Annotated in this window: 17 protein-coding genes; 8 read left to right on the forward strand and 9 right to left on the reverse strand. The window is 60.8% G+C overall.

Annotated features, from left to right (window positions below):
• Positions 1-44: 44 nt before the first annotated feature.
• The gene (locus BUC08_RS03925) at positions 45-1418 is read right to left on the reverse strand and encodes a class II 3-deoxy-7-phosphoheptulonate synthase (protein ID WP_037920406.1); all 1374 of its coding nucleotides are present in this window, start codon (positions 1416-1418) and stop codon (positions 45-47) included.
• A gap of 214 nt (positions 1419-1632) precedes the next feature.
• Here BUC08_RS03925 and BUC08_RS03930 point away from each other — a divergent pair, with 214 nt between their 5' ends.
• The gene (locus BUC08_RS03930) at positions 1633-2637 is read left to right on the forward strand and encodes a GlxA family transcriptional regulator (protein WP_037920402.1); all 1005 of its coding nucleotides are present in this window, start codon (positions 1633-1635) and stop codon (positions 2635-2637) included.
• Here BUC08_RS03930 and BUC08_RS03935 read toward each other — a convergent pair whose 3' ends face one another.
• Complete coding sequence (locus tag BUC08_RS03935; protein ID WP_037920400.1) at positions 2638-3753, reverse strand: PQQ-dependent sugar dehydrogenase; 1116 nt, start codon at positions 3751-3753, stop codon at positions 2638-2640.
• Between the two features lie 181 nt (positions 3754-3934).
• Here BUC08_RS03935 and BUC08_RS03940 point away from each other — a divergent pair, with 181 nt between their 5' ends.
• The 5 genes from BUC08_RS03940 to BUC08_RS03960 all read left to right on the forward strand — a co-directional run bounded on the left by BUC08_RS03940 (position 3935) and on the right by BUC08_RS03960 (position 9246).
• Positions 3935-5131 carry an ABC transporter substrate-binding protein gene (locus BUC08_RS03940; protein WP_037920397.1) on the forward strand — a complete coding sequence of 399 codons (1197 nt, stop codon included), beginning with the start codon at positions 3935-3937 and terminating at the stop codon, positions 5129-5131.
• Between the two features lie 106 nt (positions 5132-5237).
• Entirely contained in the window at positions 5238-6020 is a 783-nt protein-coding gene (locus BUC08_RS03945; protein WP_037920394.1) for an ABC transporter ATP-binding protein, read from the forward strand.
• Positions 6017-6841 carry an ABC transporter ATP-binding protein gene (locus BUC08_RS03950; protein WP_073194123.1) on the forward strand — a complete coding sequence of 275 codons (825 nt, stop codon included), beginning with the start codon at positions 6017-6019 and terminating at the stop codon, positions 6839-6841. Before BUC08_RS03945 ends, BUC08_RS03950 begins: the two co-directional genes overlap by 4 nt.
• 72 nt (positions 6842-6913) lie before the next feature.
• Positions 6914-7924, forward strand: a complete 1011-nt coding sequence (locus BUC08_RS03955; protein WP_037920392.1) for a branched-chain amino acid ABC transporter permease — start codon at positions 6914-6916, stop codon at positions 7922-7924.
• Positions 7921-9246 carry a branched-chain amino acid ABC transporter permease gene (locus BUC08_RS03960; protein WP_037920390.1) on the forward strand — a complete coding sequence of 442 codons (1326 nt, stop codon included), beginning with the start codon at positions 7921-7923 and terminating at the stop codon, positions 9244-9246. Before BUC08_RS03955 ends, BUC08_RS03960 begins: the two co-directional genes overlap by 4 nt.
• A 105-nt stretch (positions 9247-9351) precedes the next feature.
• On the opposite strand, the gene BUC08_RS03965 is transcribed toward BUC08_RS03960, so the two are convergent.
• Positions 9352-10896, reverse strand: coding sequence for a helicase HerA-like domain-containing protein (locus tag BUC08_RS03965; RefSeq protein WP_037920387.1), 1545 nt, complete (start codon positions 10894-10896; stop codon positions 9352-9354).
• Between the two features lie 488 nt (positions 10897-11384).
• On the opposite strand from BUC08_RS03965, the gene BUC08_RS03970 reads away from it, so the two are divergent.
• A complete protein-coding gene (locus tag BUC08_RS03970) occupies positions 11385-12065 on the forward strand; it encodes an invasion associated locus B family protein (RefSeq protein WP_037920384.1) in 681 nt (226 codons plus the stop codon).
• A gap of 74 nt (positions 12066-12139) precedes the next feature.
• On the opposite strand, the gene BUC08_RS03975 is transcribed toward BUC08_RS03970, so the two are convergent.
• From BUC08_RS03975 to BUC08_RS03990, 4 genes are read right to left on the reverse strand one after another with little or no spacing between them, the layout of a single operon-like run.
• Complete coding sequence (locus BUC08_RS03975; RefSeq protein ID WP_037920379.1) at positions 12140-13351, reverse strand: beta-ketoacyl-[acyl-carrier-protein] synthase family protein; 1212 nt, start codon at positions 13349-13351, stop codon at positions 12140-12142.
• The gene (locus BUC08_RS03980; RefSeq protein ID WP_028956591.1) at positions 13348-13614 is read right to left on the reverse strand and encodes an acyl carrier protein; all 267 of its coding nucleotides are present in this window, start codon (positions 13612-13614) and stop codon (positions 13348-13350) included. The genes BUC08_RS03975 and BUC08_RS03980 overlap by 4 nt, the downstream gene beginning before the upstream one ends.
• Before the next feature lie 39 nt (positions 13615-13653).
• Entirely contained in the window at positions 13654-14745 is a 1092-nt protein-coding gene (gene lpxD / locus BUC08_RS03985) for a UDP-3-O-(3-hydroxymyristoyl)glucosamine N-acyltransferase (RefSeq protein WP_037920373.1), read from the reverse strand.
• A 46-nt stretch (positions 14746-14791) separates the two neighbouring features.
• Positions 14792-16399, reverse strand: coding sequence for a L,D-transpeptidase family protein (locus BUC08_RS03990; RefSeq protein WP_037920371.1), 1608 nt, complete (start codon positions 16397-16399; stop codon positions 14792-14794).
• A 340-nt stretch (positions 16400-16739) separates the two neighbouring features.
• Between BUC08_RS03990 and BUC08_RS03995 the strand changes: the two genes are divergently transcribed.
• Positions 16740-17285, forward strand: coding sequence for a YcbK family protein (locus BUC08_RS03995; protein ID WP_174861761.1), 546 nt, complete (start codon positions 16740-16742; stop codon positions 17283-17285).
• A gap of 204 nt (positions 17286-17489) precedes the next feature.
• Here BUC08_RS03995 and BUC08_RS04000 read toward each other — a convergent pair whose 3' ends face one another.
• On the reverse strand, positions 17490-19151 hold the full coding sequence (locus tag BUC08_RS04000; RefSeq protein ID WP_051693764.1) for an ABC transporter ATP-binding protein: 1662 nt from the start codon (positions 19149-19151) through the stop codon (positions 17490-17492).
• The gene (locus BUC08_RS04005) at positions 19148-19993 is read right to left on the reverse strand and encodes a metallophosphoesterase family protein (protein ID WP_037920365.1); all 846 of its coding nucleotides are present in this window, start codon (positions 19991-19993) and stop codon (positions 19148-19150) included. Before BUC08_RS04005 ends, BUC08_RS04000 begins: the two co-directional genes overlap by 4 nt.
• Positions 19994-20015: the final 22 nt, after the last annotated feature.

Below are 20015 nucleotides of genomic sequence, written 5' to 3' on the forward strand. Positions count from 1 at the left end.
GAAAGCCGCAAGGATTCCCCGCAGAAAATCCTTGCGCCATGTCATCAGCCGACGTGCTGCTGGCTGATTTGCGTGTTGCGCCGTGCCGTCAGTTCCTCGGCCACTAGGAATGCCAGTTCCAGCGACTGGCTGGCGTTCAGGCGCGGGTCACATGCGGTGTGATAGCGATCTGACAGGTCTTCGTCGCTGACGGCCCGTACACCACCGGTGCACTCGGTCACGTCTTGCCCGGTCATCTCGAAATGCACGCCACCCGGGACTGTGCCCTCGGCCTGGTGCACCGCAAAGAACTCGCGCACTTCGCGCAGGACACTTTCGAACGGACGTGTCTTGTAGCCCGAGGACGACTTGATCGTGTTGCCGTGCATTGCGTCACAGGTCCACAGCACATTGGCGCCCTCTTCCTGCACCGCCTTGATCAGACGCGGCAGGTGATCGCCCACGCTGCCCGCGCCAAAGCGTGCGATCAGCGTCAAACGACCCGCCTCGTTTTCGGGGTTCAGCTTGGACATCAAGACCTTGAGGTCATCCGCCGTGGTCGTCGGGCCACATTTCAGACCGATCGGGTTCTGGACACCACGTGCATATTCCACATGCGCGCCATCCGGCTGGCGGGTGCGATCGCCGATCCAGATCATATGCCCCGACCCGGCCAGCCATTTGCCCGAAGTCGTATCGATCCGCGTCAGCGCCTCTTCATACTCCAGCAACAGGCTTTCATGGCTGGTGTAGAATTCGACCGTCGAAAACTCATGCGTGGTTTTCGAGTTGATGCCAGCGGCCCCCATGAAATCGATGGTGTCCTGAATCCGGTTGGCGATCTCGGCGTATTTGGCTGCGTCCTCGGTATCGGTAAAGCCCAGCGTCCAGGAATGGACCCGGTTCATATCGGCAAAACCCCCGGTCGAAAAAGCCCGCAACAGGTTCAGCGTGGCTGCCGCCTGTGTGTAGGCTTGCAACATCTTTGCCGGATCGGGAATGCGCGCCTCGGGCGTGAACTCCAGACCGTTGATGATGTCACCGCGGTAGCTGGGCAGCTCGACGCCGTCGATGACCTCGGTGGGGGCGCTGCGCGGCTTGGCGAACTGGCCTGCCATGCGGCCGACCTTGATCACAGGAACCTTGGCGCCGAATGTCAGCACCATTGCCATTTGCAGCATCACCTTGAACGTGTCGCGAATGCTGTCGGCGCTGAACTGGTCAAAAGCCTCGGCGCAATCGCCGCCCTGCAACAGGAACGCCTCGCCCCGGCTGGCCGCACCCAGATGCGCCTTGAGCCTGCGCGCTTCGCCCGCAAAGACAAGCGGCGGATACTTCGACAGCTGGGCGGTGACCGCCTCCAGTGCAGCTGTGTCTGTATAGTCAGGCATCTGGATCCGTGGCTTGCTGCGCCAATCCGATTTCGACCATTCGCTCATAGTGTCTCTCCGTGTTCAGGCTGTCATCCAGCCACCCTAGTGGAGGGCTTATACAAAAGCGTGCTATAACTGGCCATACGTCAATTGCGACCTCTTGACGTCGCGGCTCATGCGTGGGCAGAGTCCCCGCCATGGCCAGGAAAGGCCCGGTGAATAAGATGTCTGAGAGCAGGTATCGGGTCTTCGTCGAAACTGTATTTATAAGGACGCCGCGATGTCGCAGACGCGCTCAGCCACCAACCGGTCTGTTTCCCCCGACAAACCCCGCCGCTATGTCTTTGTCCTTTTGAACAATTTCACATTGCTGTGCTTTTCCGCTGCTTTGGAAAGCCTGCGCATTGCCAACCGCATGGCCGGCCGTGACCTGTACGAATGGCGCATCATTGGTGAAGGCGGCGAAACGGCTGTCTGCTCGGCCGGCACTGCGTTCAAGCTGGACGGTGATCTGGAAGAACTCAATCGCGATGACACGGTCATGGTCTGTGGCGGTATCGACGTCCAGGACGCGACCAGCAAACGTCTGCTGGGCTGGCTGCGCCGCGAAGCGCGCAAGGGGCTGCAAATGGGGGGGCTGTGCACCGCTGCCTATTCTCTGGCGCGCGCCGGTCTGCTGGATGGCAAAAAGGCGACGATTCACTGGGAAAACCAGGACAGCTTTGCCGAAGAATTCGAAGAGGTGAACCTGACCAAATCCGTCTTTGTCGTGGATGGTCAACGGATCACCACGGCGGGCGGCACGTCGTCAATCGACCTGATGCTGAAGCTGATCGCCGATGACCACGGCGAGGATATGGCCAATGCAGTGGCCGACCAGTTGATCTATTCGTCGATCCGCACCGATCAGGACACCCAGCGTCTGTCCGTGCCCACCCGAATCGGCGTGCGGCACCCGAAGCTGTCTCAGGTTATCCAGATCATGGAAACCAACGTCGAAGAGCCGATCAGCCCGTCGATCCTGGCCAAGGATGTGGGCATGTCCACCCGCCAACTCGAACGCTTGTTCCGCCGCTATCTCAGCCGTTCGCCCAAGCGGTATTACATGGAATTGCGCCTGCAAAAGGCACGCAACCTGTTGATGCAGACGGATATGAGCGTGATCAACGTGGCGCTGGCCTGCGGCTTTGCCTCGCCCTCGCATTTCTCGAAATGCTACCGCGCGCATTACGACACCACGCCCTACCGCGAGCGGGGATCGCACGCGGCAAAGCTGAGCATCTGATCAAAGCGCCATCCGGTACAGTGTGCCGTCCGTGACAGACAGGAACCAGATGCTGCCGTCCGGGGCAGTCTGGATGTCACGAACGCGGGCTGTTTCAGGCGCCTTGATCTGCTCGACCTCTTGCGCGGCGTCGCCGTCGATCTGCAGGCGGCTGATATAGTTGAACTTTAGCGCGCCCACGAACAGATTGCCCTTCCAGTCGGGAAACATGTCACCGTCATAGAACATCGCGCCCGATGGCGCGATGGACGGGTCCCAATAATGCGCAGGTTGCTGCATCCCGTCTTTTTCTGTCCCTTCGCCGATTTTCGTCCCGTTGTAGTTGCGGCCATAGCTGATGACCGGCCAGCCATAGTTGACCCCTTTGACCGTCAGGTTCACTTCGTCGCCGCCCTTGGCACCGTGTTCGACCACCCACAGGCGGCCATCGGCATCCAGCGCTGCGCCCTGCGTATTGCGGTGACCAAATGACCAGATGTCAGGCAGCGCATCCGACTGTGCCGCAAATGGATTGTCCGATGGCACCGACCCGTCGCGCATCACCCGCACCACCTTGCCGTTGTGCTGGCTCAGATCCTGCGCCAGCGGTCCCTTGCCACGGTCGCCCATGGTGACAAACAGCGTGCCATCCGCCCCCTCGACCACGCGGCTGCCGAAATGCCTGCCGCCCTGGTTGCCCGGCTTCATCTCGAACAGCACCTGCACATCGCCCAGCGACGACCCGTCCGCCGACAGCACGCCTGCGGCCAGCGCGGTCCCTGCACCACCGCCATCCTGTGGCTTGGCATAGGTCAGCAGAACCGTACGGCTGTCGGCAAAGTCGCGCGGCAGGGTTACGTCCAGCAATCCGCCCTGCCCGCTGGCCGCGACCTCGGGCACCCCCGTCACAGCGACGCGCGATCCGTCGGGCCGGACATGCCACAGCGTCCCGGCCCGCTCAGTGACCAGAATTCCGCCTTCTGGCAGAAAGTCAAAGGCCCAGGGCGTATCCAGATCCTGCACCTGTGCGGAAAAGGTGACCGGCCCCGCCGAAGTCTCCTGTGCCTGAGCCTGTGGCACCCCTGAAACCGTCCCAAATCCCCACAAGACACATAGAATCGTGAACAGTCGCATCATTGCATCCTCCCTGGCGCGCGGACCGGCACCGTAAATTTGTTTCGAAAATACAGATAGGTCGAAAATCCTGACTTTCCAAAGGAGTTGGCCAAGAACAAGGGCATCTTAAATCGCTTTTCTTTTCAGAACGACGTGCGTAGGCTCGCGCCAGAACGAAAAGTTCCAATAAGGGAGTTACCACATGAAAAAGTTTCTGATGGCCACAGCGGCCACCGCATTGATGACCGGTACGGCCTTTGCCGATGCCCACGCCAAGGAAGTGAAAATCGGCGTGATCCTGGGCTTTACCGGCCCGCTGGAATCGATCACCCCCGCAATGGGTGCCGGTGCAGAACTGGCGATGGCCGAAGTCACGGACAGCGGTGCGCTGCTGGATGGTGCCAAAGTCGTCTCGATCCGCGGCGACAGCACATGCATCGACGCCGGTGCCGCCACCTCGGCCGCCGAACGTCTGATCACTTCGGACAAGGTTTCGGCCATCATGGGTGCAGACTGCTCGGGCGTGACCGGTGCGATACTGCAAAACGCGGCACGTCCCAACGGCATCGTCATGATCTCGCCGTCGGCCACATCGCCCGGCCTGTCGACTGCCGAAGATGACGGCCTGTTCTTCCGCACCGCTCCGTCGGACGCGCGTCAGGGTGTGATCATGACCGAGATCCTGCAGGACCGCGGCGTCAAAGAGGTCGCGCTGACCTATACCAACAACGACTATGGCAAGGGTCTGGCGGATGCCTTCCAGGCAGCGTTTGAAGAAGCTGGCGGCACTGTCACCATCGCGACCGCGCACGAAGACGGCAAAGCCGACTATTCGGCAGAGGTCGGCGCGCTGGCCTCGGCGGGCGGTGAAGCGCTTGTTGTTGCCGGATACGTTGACCAGGGCGGCTCGGGCATTGTCCGTTCCTCCATCGACTCGGGTGCGTTTGACACGTTCTATTTCCCCGACGGTATGGTTGGTGAAAAACTGAACGAAAACTTTGGTGCGGAACTGAATGGTTCGTTCGGCGCCTACCCCGGCACCGACAGCGAAGGCGCTGCCAAGTTCCTGGAACTGGCCACAGCGGCCGGATTTGATGGCACCGGCGCATTTGCACCGGAAAGCTATGACGCAGCGGCGCTGATCATGCTGGCGATGCAAGCGGCAAACTCGATGGACTCGGCTGACTTTAAAGACAAGGTCATGGACGTGGCCAACGCACCCGGCGAGAAAATCTATCCCGGCGAACTGGCCAAGGCGCTTGAGCTGATCAAAAACGGCGAAGATGTCGACTATGAAGGCGCTTCCGCTGTTGAACTGATCGGACCCGGTGAATCGGCTGGCAACTACCAGGAAATCGAATTCGCTGACGGCAAGTATTCCACAATCAAATACCGCTGATGCGCGTTTAACATTTCAAGACGGCCCGAAGTCACATTCGGGCCGTTTCCAGTATAAAGCGAACCCCGTTTAATGAGGGTCGCGTACACACAGGGGATGAAAGCCAATGATCGTCGTCGACGACATTCACAAACATTTTGGCGGCTTTCACGCCGTAGACGGCGCCAGCCTGTCGATCAAACCAGGATCGATTACCGGGCTGATTGGTCCGAATGGCGCAGGAAAAACCACTCTTTTCAACGTGATCGCAGGGGTTCTTAAGCCAACCTCGGGCCGTGTCACCATGAACGGAGAGGACATCACCGGACTTCCGCCGCACACGCTGTTCCACAAGGGGCTGTTGCGTACGTTCCAGATCGCCCATGAATTCTCCTCGATGACCTGCCGCGAGAACCTGATGATGGTGCCGGGCAACCAGTCGGGCGAAACCCTGTGGAACACCTGGTTTGGCCGCAAACGCATCGCCGACGAGGAACGCGCCCTGCGCGCAAAGGCGGACGAGGTTCTTGAGTTCCTGACGGTCGAGCATCTGGCCGATCACAAGGCGGGCCAGATCTCGGGTGGGCAGAAAAAGCTGCTGGAGCTGGGGCGCACCATGATGGTCGACGCCAAGATCGTGTTTCTGGACGAGGTTGGTGCAGGTGTGAACCGCACGCTGCTGAACACCATCGGCGACGCGATCCTGCGCCTGAACCAAGAACGCAATTACACATTTGTCGTGATCGAACACGACATGGATTTCATCGGCAAGATTTGCGACCCCGTGATCTGCATGGCCGAGGGCAAGGTTCTGGCCGAGGGCACGCTGGACGAGATCAAGGCCAACGAGCACGTGATCGAGGCCTATCTGGGCACCGGCCTGAAAAACAAAGAGCAGGTGGGCGCATGAGCGGTAATCCATATTCAGACGGACGCGGCAACAAGGACGCGTCGATCGCCAACCCCAAGGGTGTCGGCACCCTGTCCGCCCACCCCGGCACGGGTGCTGCGATGAACACGCGCAATGCGTTTCTGATCGGTGACAGCATGACCGGCGGCTATGGCAGCGGCCCCGACATCCTGCACGACTGCACCGTGGCCGTGGACGCAGGCGAGATTGCCGTGATCGTCGGCCCCAACGGTGCGGGCAAATCCACCGCGATGAAGGCGGTGTTCGGGATGCTGGACGTGCGCCAGGGCTCGGTCCGGCTGGACGGCGAGGATATCACCGACCTCAGCCCGCAGGACCGCGTGGCCAAGGGCATGGGGTTTGTCCCGCAAACCTCGAACATCTTCACCTCGATGACCGTCGAGGAAAACCTGGAAATGGGCGCTTTTATCCGGCGCGACGATTTCCGCGATACGATGGCGCAGGTCTATGATCTGTTTCCCATCCTCAAGGAAAAGCGCCGTCAGGCGGCGGGCGAACTGTCGGGCGGTCAACGCCAGCAGGTCGCCGTTGGCCGCGCGCTGATGACACGGCCCAAGGTTCTGATGCTGGACGAACCCACGGCGGGCGTCAGCCCCATCGTCATGGACGAGCTGTTCGACCGCATCATCGAGGTCGCCCGCACGGGCATCCCGATCCTGATGGTGGAACAGAACGCCCGTCAGGCGCTTGAGATTGCCGACAAAGGCTATGTCTTGGTGCAAGGGGCGAATGCGTTCACCGGCACCGGCAAAGAACTGCTGGCCGATCCCGAAGTCCGCAAATCGTTCTTGGGGGGCTGAGGATATGCATCACGCTTCAACACCCCGCATCCACAGCCCGCTGGGCACCAACCCGACCGGAGGCTGTGCATAATGGATCTTCTCAACGCCTTTGTGGCGCTTTCCAACTTTGTTCTGATCCCTGCGATTGCCTATGGCAGCCAGCTTGCGCTGGGGGCGCTGGGGGTCACGCTGATCTATGGCATCCTGCGGTTTTCCAACTTTGCCCATGGCGATACGATGGCCTTCGGCACAATGGTGACCATCCTGTTCACCTGGCTGTTCCAAAGCTGGGGCATTTCGCTGGGGCCGGTGCCCACGGCGCTGCTGGCCCTGCCTTTTGGCATTCTGGGCTGTATGGCGCTGCTGCTGTTCACCGACCGTGTGGTCTATAAATTCTACCGCGAACAAAAGGCCAAGCCGGTGATCCTTGTGATCGTGTCGCTTGGCGTGATGTTCATCATGAACGGTTTGGTGCGCTTCATCATTGGGCCAGACGACCAGCGTTTTGCCGATGGCGAACGGTTTATCGTGTCGGTGCGCACGTTCAAGGACATGACCGGCCTTGAGGAAGGGTTGGCGATCAAGACCACCCAAGGGATCACGGTGATCACAGCCGTGATCGTGGTGGCGGCGCTGTTCTGGTTCCTGAACCGCACCCGCACCGGCAAATCCATGCGCGCCTATTCCGACAACGAGGATCTGGCGCTGTTGTCAGGCATCAACCCCGAGCGTGTGGTGATGATCACTTGGATGATCGTCGCGGCTCTCGCGACCGTGGCGGGGGTCCTGTACGGGCTGGACAAGTCGTTCAAGCCCTTCACCTATTTCCAGCTGCTGCTGCCGATCTTTGCCAGCGCCATCGTTGGCGGTCTGGGCAGTCCGCTGGGAGCCATCGCGGGCGGGTTCACCATCGCCTTTTCCGAAGTCATGGTCACCTATGCGTGGAAAAAAGTTGCAGGCTATGCCCTGCCCGAAAGCCTGGCGCCCGACGGTTTGGCCCAGCTTCTGAGCACCGACTATAAATTCGCCGTCAGCTTCGTGATCCTGTTGATCGTCTTGCTGTTCCGGCCCACCGGATTGTTTGCGGGGAAATCGGTATGAACGAGACAGTTAAAAACACCGCGCTGTTCGCGCTGGTTGCCGTGCTGATCATCGGCACGGGATTTCTGCAAAGTTGGAACTCGGCGCTGTTCATCCTGAATTTTGGTCTGATCAGCGCGATCATGGCCTTGGGCGTCAACCTGCAATGGGGATTCGCGGGTCTGTTTAACGTGGGCATCATGGGCTTTGTCGCCTTGGGCGGTCTGGCCACGGTTCTGGTGTCCATGCCCCCCACCACCGAAGCCTGGGCCGCAGGCGGTGGTGGTGTAATCGTGGCGTTGCTGATGGGGGCCGCGACGATTGTGGTCACCGCATTGGTGATCAAACGGATGTCCGCAGGCTGGCTGCGCACGGTTGTGGTTCTGGTGCTGCTGATTGGCGGGTTCTTCGTGTACCGCGCGCTGTTTGACCCGTCGGTCGCACGGATCGAGGCGATTGATCCTGCATCGACCGGCTATCTGGGCGGCCTTAACCCCGGCGGGGCGGCATGGGGCTGGATGACCTTGGTGGCCTGGCCTGTTGGTGGTTTGCTGGCGGCTGGTGTCGCCTGGATCATCGGCAAGACCGCCCTTGGCCTGCGCAGCGACTATCTGGCCATTGCCACGCTGGGCATCGCCGAGATCATCATTGCCGTGATGAAAAACGAGGACTGGCTGAGCCGTGGCGTGAAAAACGTGATCGGCCTGCCCCGGCCTGCCCCCTACGAGATCGAGTTGCAAAGCGATCCTGCGTTTCTGGAACGGGCTGCAAGTCTGGGGATGGACCCCGTCACCGCGTCCACGATCTGGGTCAAGCTGGTCTATGCGGGTCTGTTCGCCGTGGTTCTGGTGATCCTGTTCGTGCTGGCACAGCGCGCGCTGCACAGTCCGTGGGGCCGCATGATGCGCGCCATCCGCGACAACGAAAACGCGTCCGAAGCGATGGGCAAGGACGTGACCGCGCGGCATTTGCAGGTGTTCATCCTGGGCAGTGCGATCTGCGGGATTGCCGGTGCGATGATGACAACGCTGGACGGGCAGCTGACACCGGGCACCTACCAGCCGCTGCGCTTTACCTTTCTGATCTGGGTGATGGTGATCGTCGGCGGGTCGGGCAACAACCTGGGTGCTGTGCTGGGCGGATTCCTGATCTGGTTCCTGTGGGTTCAGGTCGAACCGATGGGGCTGTTGCTGATGCAGGCCATCACCTCGGGCATGACCGACGGATCGCCGCTCAAGGTGCACCTGATCGAAAGCGCCGCGCATATGCGGTTGTTGACGATGGGATTGGTTCTGCTGTTGGTCCTGCGGTTCAGCCCGCGCGGTTTGATCCCCGAGCGGTGATGGACCATCCATTCAAATGAAAGAAGGCCCGTGCATCCCGCGCGGGCCTTTTGGGTTTCAATCGGAACGCAAGGACAGCAACATAGCCGGCGCGCAGCAAGGCTGTTAGCGTCCCTTGAACAACCCGCCCAGGATGCCGCGCACGATGCGGCGGCCCATGGTTCCGGTCAGTTCCTTGACCACCATCTTGGTCATCTGATCGCCAAAGCTGGTGCTGCTGCGGGTGGAGCGTGACGTTGACCGCGTCACCCGCGTACCGGAATAACGTCGCCCTGCATTGAAATCGCGCGCGGCGGGTTCTTCGGCCTCTTCGGCTTTTTCCTCGGCGCGCGCAGCTTCGGCGGCTGCCTTTGCCGCGCGGTCCTTGAGAATTTCAAAAGCCGATGTGCGGTCCAGCAGCGTGTCATATTTCCCCGCCATGGGCGATGCGGCCATGACCCCTGCCCGTTCGTCCGGCGTGATCGGCCCCAGTTGTGACGACGGCGGACGGATCAGGGTGCGTTCGACAATCCCCGGCACCCCTTTTTTCTGCAACATCGAGGTCACGGCCTCGCCCACGCCGACCTCGCGGATCGCGGTTTCGGTGTCAAAGGCGGGATTCTCGCGGTAGGTTTCCGCCGCCATGCGCAGTTCCTTGCGGTCCTTGGCGGTAAAGGCACGCAGGGCGTGCTGCACGCGGTTGCCAAGCTGTCCCAGAATATCCTCGGGCACGTCTGCCGGGTTCTGGGTGATGAAATAGACGCCAACCCCCTTGGACCGGATCAGCCGCGCCACCTGTTCGACCTTGTTGATCAGCGCCTTCGGCGCGTCGTCGAACAGCAGGTGCGCCTCGTCAAAGAAAAAGACCAGCTTGGGCTTGTCCGGGTCGCCCACCTCGGGCAGTTCCTCGAACAGCTCGCTCAGCAGCCACAACAGGAACGTCGCATAAAGCTTGGGCGAGGCCATCAGCTGATCCGCGGCCAGGATGTTCACCATCCCGCGCCCGTCCGCATCACAGCGCATCAGGTCGGAGAGTGCCAAAGCCGGTTCGCCAAACAGTTTGGCCCCACCCTGGTTTTCCAATACCAGCAACCGGCGCTGGATTGCACCCACCGACGCGGAAGAAACATTGCCATAGCGGAGCGAAATATCCTTGGCGTTTTCTCCGATCCAGACAAGCAATGCCTGCAAATCCTTCAGGTCCAGCAGCGGCAGCCCCTCTTCATCCGCCAGACGGAAGGCGATGTTCAAAATCCCCTCCTGCGCCTCGCTCAGCTCCAAAAGCTGGCTCAGCAACAGCGGTCCCATTTCGGACAAAGTGGTGCGCACCGGATGGCCCTGTTGGCCGAACATGTCCCAGAAGGTCACCGGAAATGCGGCATAGGCATAATCGGTAAACCCGATCTTGGCCGCACGCTCGGTGAAAGGTTCGTGCAGCTTGGCCGCAGCGCTCCCCGCCTTGGCAAGGCCCGACAGGTCGCCCTTCACGTCGGCCATGAACACCGGCACGCCGGCGGCAGAAAACCCTTCGGCCAGAATCTGCAATGTCACTGTCTTGCCGGTGCCCGTGGCCCCCGCGATCAAACCGTGCCGGTTGGCGTATTTCAGGCTCAGCCCCTGTTGAACCCCATACTCCGGCCCGCCACCCCCTACAAAAACTGCGTCTTCCATCTGCCTGTCCCGTTACTCGCTGGCCTCGCATCGCGCAAAACCTGTTCTGCCGACCATACAAACTTAACCTTTCAGGGCCATAGTGATTTTCATTCGACACCGTCTAGTCCTTCCGGTGTGGAATGACTTCCTCCCTGTCAGACTGGCCGTGCCTTCGGGCGCGGCTTTTTTTGCTGAAATTTCAGGCGGCTTTTGGCTGAGCACGGAAATTTTTCTTGTGATTTCCGCATTCTCGACCCGCCTTCAGATTTGCAGTTGACCGTCTATGTGTCATTGCCTAATCTCTCTTTAAAATAAGTCGGCCAGTCCGACGGGGAGATATCATTTGAAAAGAGGGTCCAATCGGGTCCTCTTTTCTTTTTGTGCCCGCAGACGTTGAAAAACGGCATAAAACTGCCGGATCGCCCCAGATTTCAATGCACTGGCCCCTGACAGTGCTGCGCTTGCGTGCTAACTGAATCGCAAAGCAATCAAGTCTGGAAGTTAAGATGTCATATTCGATCAAAACACTGATGCTGACGGCCGCGCTGGCATTGACCGCGCCCCATGCTGTTCTGGCACAAGAGACAACCACAACGCCCGAGACGACCACACCCGACACAAGCGCGCCCGAGACCGCAGAGACAGGTGATAAACCCGTTGAAACACAGTCCGGCACCGCAGCCGAGATTGAATCGCAACTGAGCATGGGCAACGACCCCGACGCCGATCCGGAACTGGGCAAGCCCTATACTGCCGAAACCGTCGGTGCGTTCGAAATCCGTTGCATCAAGACCGAAGAAGAAAAAGACCCCTGTCAGATGTATCAGCTGCTGGATGACGGTCAGGGTTCGCCCGTCGCCGAGTTTTCGCTGTTCCGCCTGCCCGAAGGCGGCAAGGCCGTGGCCGGTGCGACCATCATCGTGCCGTTGGAAACCTCCCTGCCCGCGCAGCTGAAGCTCGCTGTCGATGGCGGCAACGCGCGCACATATCCTTACGCGTTCTGTAACCCGGTCGGTTGCTATGCCCGTATCGGTCTGGTGGCCGAAGATGTGGCCGCATTCAAACGCGGTGCCAACGCCACGCTCACGATCGTGCCTGCACTGGCCCCCGATCAGAAGGTCGAACTGACAATGTCGCTGAAAGGCTTTACCGACAGCTTCGGAAAATCCTCGGTGATCGAGCAATAACGCAAGCCGTCACGGTTCAAAAAAGGCCGCGCCCCACATCGGGGCGCGGCCTTTTTCGTGGGCGGTCGGCGCGATCAGGCGAATTTGCGCAAGGCCAGCACCGCATTCATGCCGCCAAAGGCAAAGGCATTGGACAACACCACATCGACCGACGCATCACGCGCTTCGTTGGGCACCACGTCCAGCGCGCATTCGGGATCGGGTTCCTCATAACCGATGGTGGGCGCAATCACCCCGTCGCGCAGGGCCATGATACAGGCCAAAAGCTCGACCGCACCGGTGCCGCCGATCAGGTGGCCGTGCATCGACTTGGTCGAGGAAATCATCAGCTTGTCCGCGTGTTGGCCGAACACATCCGCCACGGCGGCGCATTCGGTCTTGTCGTTGGCAGCCGTTCCGGTGCCATGGGCATTGATATAGCCGACCTCGCCGGCGTTTACCTGTGCATCGGCCAGGGCACCCGCCATCGCGCGCGCGGCACCGTTCTTGGACGGCATGACGATGTCACTGGCGTCCGACGACATGGCAAAGCCTGCCACTTCGCATAGAATCTCGGCCCCGCGCTTGCGTGCATGTTCCATTTCCTCGAACACGAAAATACCCGCGCCCTCGCCCTGAACCATCCCGTTGCGGTTGGCCGAAAACGGACGGCACGCATCACGTGACATCACCCGCAAGCCTTCCCAGGCCTTGACCCCGCCAAAGCACAGCATGGATTCAGAGCCACCCGTGACCATCGCGGGTGCCATGCCCGAGCGCACCATCTGAAACGCCTGCGCCATCGCGTGATTGGACGACGCACAGGCGGTCGATACGGTGAACGACGGTCCCTTGAGGTTATATTCCATGCTGACGTGGCTGGCCGCGGCGTTGTTCATCAGCTTGGGCACGACAAAGGGGTGAACGCGGTTCTTGCCCTCTTCGTAGACACTGCGATAATTCGCATCCCACGTGCTGACCCCGCCACCGGCGGTGCCCAGCACCACGCCCGATTTGGCGGATAATGTCCCGCTGAAGATCAGGCCGGACTGCGCAATAGCCTCTTTGGCAGCGGCCAGCGTGAATTGGGTGAATCGATCATACAGGCTCATCTGCTGGCGGTTGTACAAACCCTCGGCCTCAAAGCCGCGCACCTGGCCACCAATGCGGATGGCCAACCGGTCCACGTCCTGAAATTCAAGCGGACCGATACCGCAGCGGCCTTCGCGCATGGCCTCAAGCGTATCGGCCACGTTGTGCCCCAGCGCGTTCACAGTGCCCGCGCCGGTAATCACCACCCGTTTCATACGGTGTCCTTTTGCTCCGCCATCAGCTTTTCGATGCCGGCAACAATCGACGCCACCGTAGAGATGTCGAAATCGCTTTCGCTGGGATCGTTGGCGTTGAAGGGTACGGAAATGTCGAACTCTTCCTCGATTGCGAAAATGCTTTCGACCAGTCCCAGGCTGTCGATTCCGAGGCTTTCCAGCGTGCTGTCCATCGTCACATCGGACGGCTCCAGCACGGCTTGTTCAGCGATAATTGCGATAACCTTGTCCTTGACGCTCATATGGTCGTCCCCCACTTGGTCCACGGTTCGCGCAAAGACTTAGTCACTGTTGTCCGACTTGAAAACTGTTTTCTGCAAGGCCGCGACATCGCGGAACAGGCGCGGCAGTCGGCGCAGGGCCTTGTAGGTTTCCAGCTGCGTTTCCATCTTTGTTGCGGGATAGCCCAGCATGACGCGGCCCGCAGGCACCGACGACAAAACCTTGGTGCCGCCGCCGCAAATGACGCGATCTCCGATGGTCAGATTGTCGCCTACGCCGGTCATCCCGCCAAGGACGACGTTGTTGCCCACAACGGTCGATCCGGCCACGCCAACGCCTGCGCACAGCAGCGTGTCGTTGCCGATGACGCAGTTGTGGCCAACCTGCACCTGGTTGTCGATCTTGGTGCCGTCGCCGATGCGGGTGGCGCGGATCGTGCCGTTGTCGATGGTCGAATTCGCGCCCAGCTCGACATCATCCCCGATGATCACCGCCCCCAGCGAATGGATGCGCGCATAGGCCTGCGGCTTGGCGTCGTTGTCCGCACCCAGCGAGGCGCGGGCCTGCTCGGCTCCCGATACCTCGGGGGTGACAAAGGAAAACCCGTCAGGCCCCACACGTCCGCCCGGCTGCGCGATAAAGCGGTCTCCGATCTGGCAATAGGCGCCGATGCTGACCTGTTCGCGCAGGTATGCCTCGGCCCCCAGCACCGCCTGTGTGCCGATGAAACACTGCGGCCCGACGATTGAACCGGCTCCGATCCGCGCGCCGGCCATCACCACGCACAGCGGGCCGATGCTGACGTCACTGCCGATCTCTGCCGTGGGATCAATCACCGCCGTGGGGTGAATACCTGTGCCGAACCCCTGCCCGCGGTCCATCATCCGCGTCAGACCGGACATTGCAAAACGGGGCCGCGCGGGCACAATCGCTGCCTCCAGCCCCAGCGCCTGCCAGTCGGCGCCCTGCCACAGCACGGCGGCGCGCGCCGCACCTTGTGACAGGCTCTCGGCGTATTTGGCAGAGGTCGCCATCGCCAGCTGGTCGGCTGCGGCCAAGGCGGGTTCGTTCACGCCCGTGATCAAAAGGTCAACGGCGCCAAAGGCCTCCGCCCCCAGCGCCGCTGCAATCTCTTTCACCGTATAAGACATATGCGTACCCCTTTACGGGGACCACTGTCCCCTGTTGGGGTCCGAATTACCCCTGAACCGCGCGCAAGGCCACCCCTGCCTGCGACAGGGCCTCCCAGATCTTGGCGTCACGACCATAGACATCGCGGCGGTACTGGGTGTGCCCCTTGGGCGTGGTGAAGGCTGTGCGATAGATCAGGTGCACGGGCACCGGCTCTTTCAGCATCACGGTCTGTTCGGCGCCGGTGGCCAGCTTTGCCTGGAAGAAACCCTTGGGGTCGCTCGTCTGTCTGGCCAGCAGCGTATAGGCAAAATCGAACGGATCGGCCAAACGCACACACCCGTGGCTGAACGCGCGGGATTCGCGGTCGAACAGGTTCTTGGACGGCGTGTCGTGCAGGTAGATGTTGTACTGGTTCGGGAACATGAATTTCACCAGACCCAGTGCGTTGCCCTTGCTGGGCGGCTGGCGCATGGAAAAGGGGAAGGTCCGCGCAGTGTACTGGCTGAAATTCACGGCACCACGGTTGATCTTGCGGCCCCTGCTGTCGGTGATCTCGATGTGGCTGACCGCATTGGGGTTGCGCTGCAACGCGGGCAGATATTCCTTGGTCACGATCGAGCGCGGGACATACCAGCTGGGATTGATGACCATGAATTCCATCACGTCCGAAAACTCGGGCGTCGGACGATCGGAATTGTTGGCCCCCACAACCGAACGGGTTTCAAAGGTGACCTTGCCGTTGTCGACAACCTTGGCGGTGAAATCGGGGATGTTCACCAGAATATGACGGCGGCCGCGTTCCTGGTTCACCCAGCGTTCACGCTCCATCGCCACGATGATGGATTGCAGACGTTCCTGCACCGAGCGGTTCATTTCAACGATGGTGGTCTGTCCGGCCACACCATCGGCGGCCAGCCCGTGCGCCAGTTGGAACTGCTGCACCGCTGCGGTCATTTTCGCGTCATAGGTCTGCGACGCCGTGCGGTCCAGAAAGCCCATTGCCATCAGACGGTTGCGCATGATCACGACAGCATTGCCCGACTGTCCCGGCTTCAGCGCGGAGGCAGGCACTTTCTGACCCCAGCCACCTTTGGCCAACAGACGCTCCATCCCCAGCTTTTCCTTCATCAGGGCTGTGTATTCCTGGGTTTTCGGCGGCAGTGCCTTGAAAAATCCCGAGGGAGAGGATTTTACGAAATTCACCAGATAGGACGTACGGTCGCGGTAAGGGATCTGACGCACGATGCGGCTGTCGATGCGCGACGGCACCAGAACGCCGGTTTGCACATCGCGGGCGTATTGCAGGAACACACGGCTGATTTCGACCTCGACCAGACCCAGATCGCGGGGCGACCTTGCGGCTTTCATCTTGGCCAAAAGCCCGTCGGGATCATAGCGCGAGACCGGCAGGCCGTGATCGTCTGCGCTGTTCAGCGCCTTGATCAACTCGGCGCGACGCTTGCGTTCGCGGCCCGAGTTGCCGGTCCAGATGCTTTCATATCCGTTGGCCTGGTAGAAGGCCGCGATATCCTTGTCGCGCGCGGCCCCTTCGGCCACGGCCTGCTTGAACGCAGTAACCTGCGCGTTTGCGGGCGCAGGAACGCTCCACAGTGTGATGATGGCGGCCAATGCAGCGAAGACCGCCAAGAACCTGTTGCCTGTAAGCGTCATATTTCCCCCATTTGGTATGGTGTCGGACTGTTGAAGACGGTTTTCATACGACAACAATAGGGCTGTCCACTCACATTTACGCGGGAAAATGGATAAGTTTCTCCCCTGCGACCGGCTTGCATCGCTCATGGGCCAAAAAAGCACATATGCCCAAATATGCGCAAAAATTCGCCTAAAACTCTTGATAGATGGAACCGATGGGATTCAGCGCTTGGTTAACGATTCTTGCTATGCAATACAGATCCCACATCTGGGGATGAGATGAAATTGGCGGTGTAACATCACGGTCAGGCAGAACTACGGGACGCGCAGAATCATGAATGACAATCGCTCTACGGGTATGACCCGCCGCGCTCTATTGGGCGCATTTGCGGCAACCACTGTTGTTGCGGCACCCACTTTCGCAAACGCAGCCGGCTTCTTGCGCGGCGCTGGCGACATCCGACGCATCAGAATGTATTCGGGCCGCACCGGCGAACGCCTGGACATGATTTATTGGATCGAAGGCGAATATATCAGCGATGCCTTCAAGGAACTGAACCACTTCATGCGCGACTGGCGTACCGACGACGTGGTCAAGATGGACCTGCGGACCGTGGATATCATGGCCGCCGCCCACAACCTGATGGACGTCAACGAACCCTATATGCTTCTTTCGGGATACCGTTCGCCGAAAACCAACGCCATGCTGCGCGCGCGCAGTGGCGGTGTGGCGAAAAACTCCTTGCACATGAAGGGTCAGGCCGCTGACCTTCGACTGGCGTCGCGGTCGGTCAACCAGATTGCCAAGGCCGCAGCGGCCTGCCATGGCGGTGGCGTCGGACGCTATTCCGGTTCGAACTTTGTTCACATGGATTGTGGTGCCGTGCGCACTTGGGGCGGCTGAACAGCTACCCGAATGCAACGTTGCGAAAAAGGGCGCCGGGTCGGCGCCCTTTTTGCTGCGCGGGTGCGGGACTGCAAAAACTCGGGGGATGAGAGGCAGTGCCGCGCAGGTACAAAAAGAACGCCGCATCCCGAAGAAGGTTCCAGCGATGCAACATCTTTTTCGCGCAGGCACACGCGTCGGGTTACCCCCTGCCCGTCCGCATCAGACCAAAGCGAGTGACCGCGCCCTCTCTTTGCCTTTCGCGGCCCCGATCCGGTCGATGCGCGGCACCGCCGACAGCAGCACTTGGGTATAGGGATGCTGCGGATCATTCAGCACGCGGTCGGTTGGACCAGTCTCGACAATCCGCCCGTTCAGCATCACCGCAATCCGGTGGCTGACCCGTTCGACGACGGCAATATCGTGGCTGATGAACAGCATCGACACCCCGTCGCGCTTCTGGATATCCGCCATCAGGTCGGTGATCCGCCGCGCGTTCGACACATCCAGCGCCGACACCGCCTCGTCCGCCACGATGATTTGCGGGCGCACCGACAGGGCGCGGGCAATGCAGATGCGCTGACGCTGACCGCCCGAGAACTGGTGCGGATAAAGATCAACCGCGTCGCGCGGCAGTGCGACCCGCTCCAACAGCTCGATCGCCATCGCCCTGCGGTCCGCAGCGGCGACCATACCGTGCAGGAACGCAGGTTCGGTCACCACGTCGCGGATCGACATGCGCGGATTGAGTGAGGCGTAGGGATCCTGGAACACCATCTGGATATGTGCCCGGTGCGCTTTCAACGCCGCGCGTGACAATCCGTCGATGCGGGTGTCCAACAGCGTGATCTGCCCCGCCGTGGGTTCCACCAGCCGCATGATCGACCGCGCGAGCGTGGATTTCCCGCAACCGGATTCGCCCACCAGCCCCAGCGTTTCGCCGCGTCCCAGCGTGATCGACACATCGCGCACCGCCGGTTTGACTCTGCCCATTGAAAACAGGCCACCGCCATAGGTCGTGGTCAACCCGCGCACCTGCAACACCGGCTCGGGATCGGCCAGCGGTTCCGGCGCGCCCTCGCCCAGACGCGGCGAGGCGGCCATCAGCTCCTTGGTATAATCAGCGCGCGGATTGGCAAAGAGATCGGCCGTATGGCCTTCCTCGATCTTTTCCCCGTCCTTCATCACGACCACGCGGTCGGCAATCTGCGACACCACGCCAAGGTCATGGGTGATGAACAGCACCGCCATCCCCATCTCGCGTTGCAACGACGCGATCAGACGCAGGATTTCGGCCTGCGTGGTCACATCCAGCGCGGTCGTGGGTTCATCCGCAATCAGCACCTCGGGCTCGCAGCTCAGCGCCATGGCGATCATCACACGCTGGCGCAGCCCGCCGGACAGTTCGTGCGGGTATTGATCCAGTCGCTGTGCGGGATCGGGCACTTTGACCCGTTCCAACGCCGCCCGCGCAGCTTCGCGCGCAGCAGCGCCTCGCAGACCACGGTGCAGTGTCAGCGTTTCACAGATCTGCGCGCCGATTGTCATCACCGGATTAAGCGAGGTCATCGGTTCCTGAAACACCATCGCCACACGGTCCCCACGCAGCGCGCGCAGTTCAGAGGCGCACAGTCTGGTGATATCGGTCAAACAATCGCCAGCCAGCCGGATACTGCCCCCCACGATCCGCCCGCCTTCGCGTTCGATCAGCCGCAGGATCGACAGCGCCGTGGCACTCTTGCCAGAGCCGCTTTCACCAACCAGCGCCAGCGTTTCGCCACGGTGGATGTCAAAGGACAGCCCGTGGACCGCCTCGTTGTGACCAAAAGCCACGCGCAAATCGCGGACCGACAGGACGGGCGGATTGGGAGGTACCAGTGTCATTCCGCCGCCAGCTTTGACAGGAAGGGTTGCAATGGCGCGGTCCAGCGTTGGTTGGTCGGGGTCAGCCGCGCCTCGAACGGGTCGTCGCCAAAGACCTGCCAATGCACCGTCTTGCCCAGCTCCAGCATCCCCCACGCGCGGGCGGGTTCACCGGCGGTGGTAAAGCTTTCGGTCAGGCTTTGCTGGGTGATGTGCGGTGTGCCGTCTACGGTGGTGACCGTGTTCCAGTGCACATGCCCCGCGATGCAGACCAGCGGCACACGCGCCTGCGCCAGCACCTCGCGCACGCGGTCGGCTTGCGGGTATGTGGACAGGCTTTCGTTGCGCTGGAAATAATAGTTGCCGATCTGGCTGTGACCCGAGCATGGCACATGGCTGGCAATCAACGTCGGTTTTGTCGCGCGTTGCAGCGCGTAGGACAGCCACAACAGGTCCGCCTCGGGCAGGTCAAAGCCGATGCGCGGAGCGGACCGGTGAATTTTTGCATCGGCCCGCCACAGGACCAACTGCCAGTCGCCAAGGTCGATCACCCGGTTATTCAGATCGACGCCCAGGATCTCTTCGTTTTGGGCCACGGTCAGGTGGTCGCGGTCATGGTTGCCACAGATGTGGTAAACGGGTGCGTCCAGACGCGCGAACACGTCGGCCACTTCGCCTTCCAGACGCAGGTCGGTCTGGGTGTCAATGTCGGAAATCCGGTCGCCCAGATCCAGAACCAGATCGGGCTTTTGTGCGTTGGACCAGTCGGCGAACTGGCACAGCAGGTCCAGCGCGGTATCGCCCCGTTTGGTGTGCGACGGTGCGCCGTGGTGAATGTCGGTGACGATGGCAATGCGGGTCATGCAAAGCACTCCTGTAACGATG

The sequence above is a fragment of the Pseudosulfitobacter pseudonitzschiae genome, from assembly GCF_900129395.1.
Classification (GTDB): domain Bacteria; phylum Pseudomonadota; class Alphaproteobacteria; order Rhodobacterales; family Rhodobacteraceae; genus Pseudosulfitobacter; species Pseudosulfitobacter pseudonitzschiae.

Coding starts and splice junctions, on each gene's coding strand:
- BUC08_RS03995 (WP_174861761.1), top strand. CDS start 16,740: ATGACCCGCCGCGCTCTATTGGGCGCATTTGCGGCAACCACTGTTGTT.
- BUC08_RS03955 (WP_037920392.1), top strand. CDS start 6,914: ATGGATCTTCTCAACGCCTTTGTGGCGCTTTCCAACTTTGTTCTGATC.
- BUC08_RS03970 (WP_037920384.1), top strand. CDS start 11,385: ATGTCATATTCGATCAAAACACTGATGCTGACGGCCGCGCTGGCATTG.
- BUC08_RS03945 (WP_037920394.1), top strand. CDS start 5,238: ATGATCGTCGTCGACGACATTCACAAACATTTTGGCGGCTTTCACGCC.
- BUC08_RS03930 (WP_037920402.1), top strand. CDS start 1,633: ATGTCGCAGACGCGCTCAGCCACCAACCGGTCTGTTTCCCCCGACAAA.
- BUC08_RS03980 (WP_028956591.1), bottom strand. CDS start 13,614: ATGAGCGTCAAGGACAAGGTTATCGCAATTATCGCTGAACAAGCCGTG.
- BUC08_RS04000 (WP_051693764.1), bottom strand. CDS start 19,151: ATGACACTGGTACCTCCCAATCCGCCCGTCCTGTCGGTCCGCGATTTG.
- lpxD (WP_037920373.1), bottom strand. CDS start 14,745: ATGTCTTATACGGTGAAAGAGATTGCAGCGGCGCTGGGGGCGGAGGCC.
- BUC08_RS03925 (WP_037920406.1), bottom strand. CDS start 1,418: ATGAGCGAATGGTCGAAATCGGATTGGCGCAGCAAGCCACGGATCCAG.
- BUC08_RS03950 (WP_073194123.1), top strand. CDS start 6,017: ATGAGCGGTAATCCATATTCAGACGGACGCGGCAACAAGGACGCGTCG.
- BUC08_RS03965 (WP_037920387.1), bottom strand. CDS start 10,896: ATGGAAGACGCAGTTTTTGTAGGGGGTGGCGGGCCGGAGTATGGGGTT.
- BUC08_RS03975 (WP_037920379.1), bottom strand. CDS start 13,351: ATGAAACGGGTGGTGATTACCGGCGCGGGCACTGTGAACGCGCTGGGG.
- BUC08_RS03960 (WP_037920390.1), top strand. CDS start 7,921: ATGAACGAGACAGTTAAAAACACCGCGCTGTTCGCGCTGGTTGCCGTG.
- BUC08_RS03935 (WP_037920400.1), bottom strand. CDS start 3,753: ATGATGCGACTGTTCACGATTCTATGTGTCTTGTGGGGATTTGGGACG.
- BUC08_RS04005 (WP_037920365.1), bottom strand. CDS start 19,993: ATGACCCGCATTGCCATCGTCACCGACATTCACCACGGCGCACCGTCG.
- BUC08_RS03990 (WP_037920371.1), bottom strand. CDS start 16,399: ATGACGCTTACAGGCAACAGGTTCTTGGCGGTCTTCGCTGCATTGGCC.
- BUC08_RS03940 (WP_037920397.1), top strand. CDS start 3,935: ATGAAAAAGTTTCTGATGGCCACAGCGGCCACCGCATTGATGACCGGT.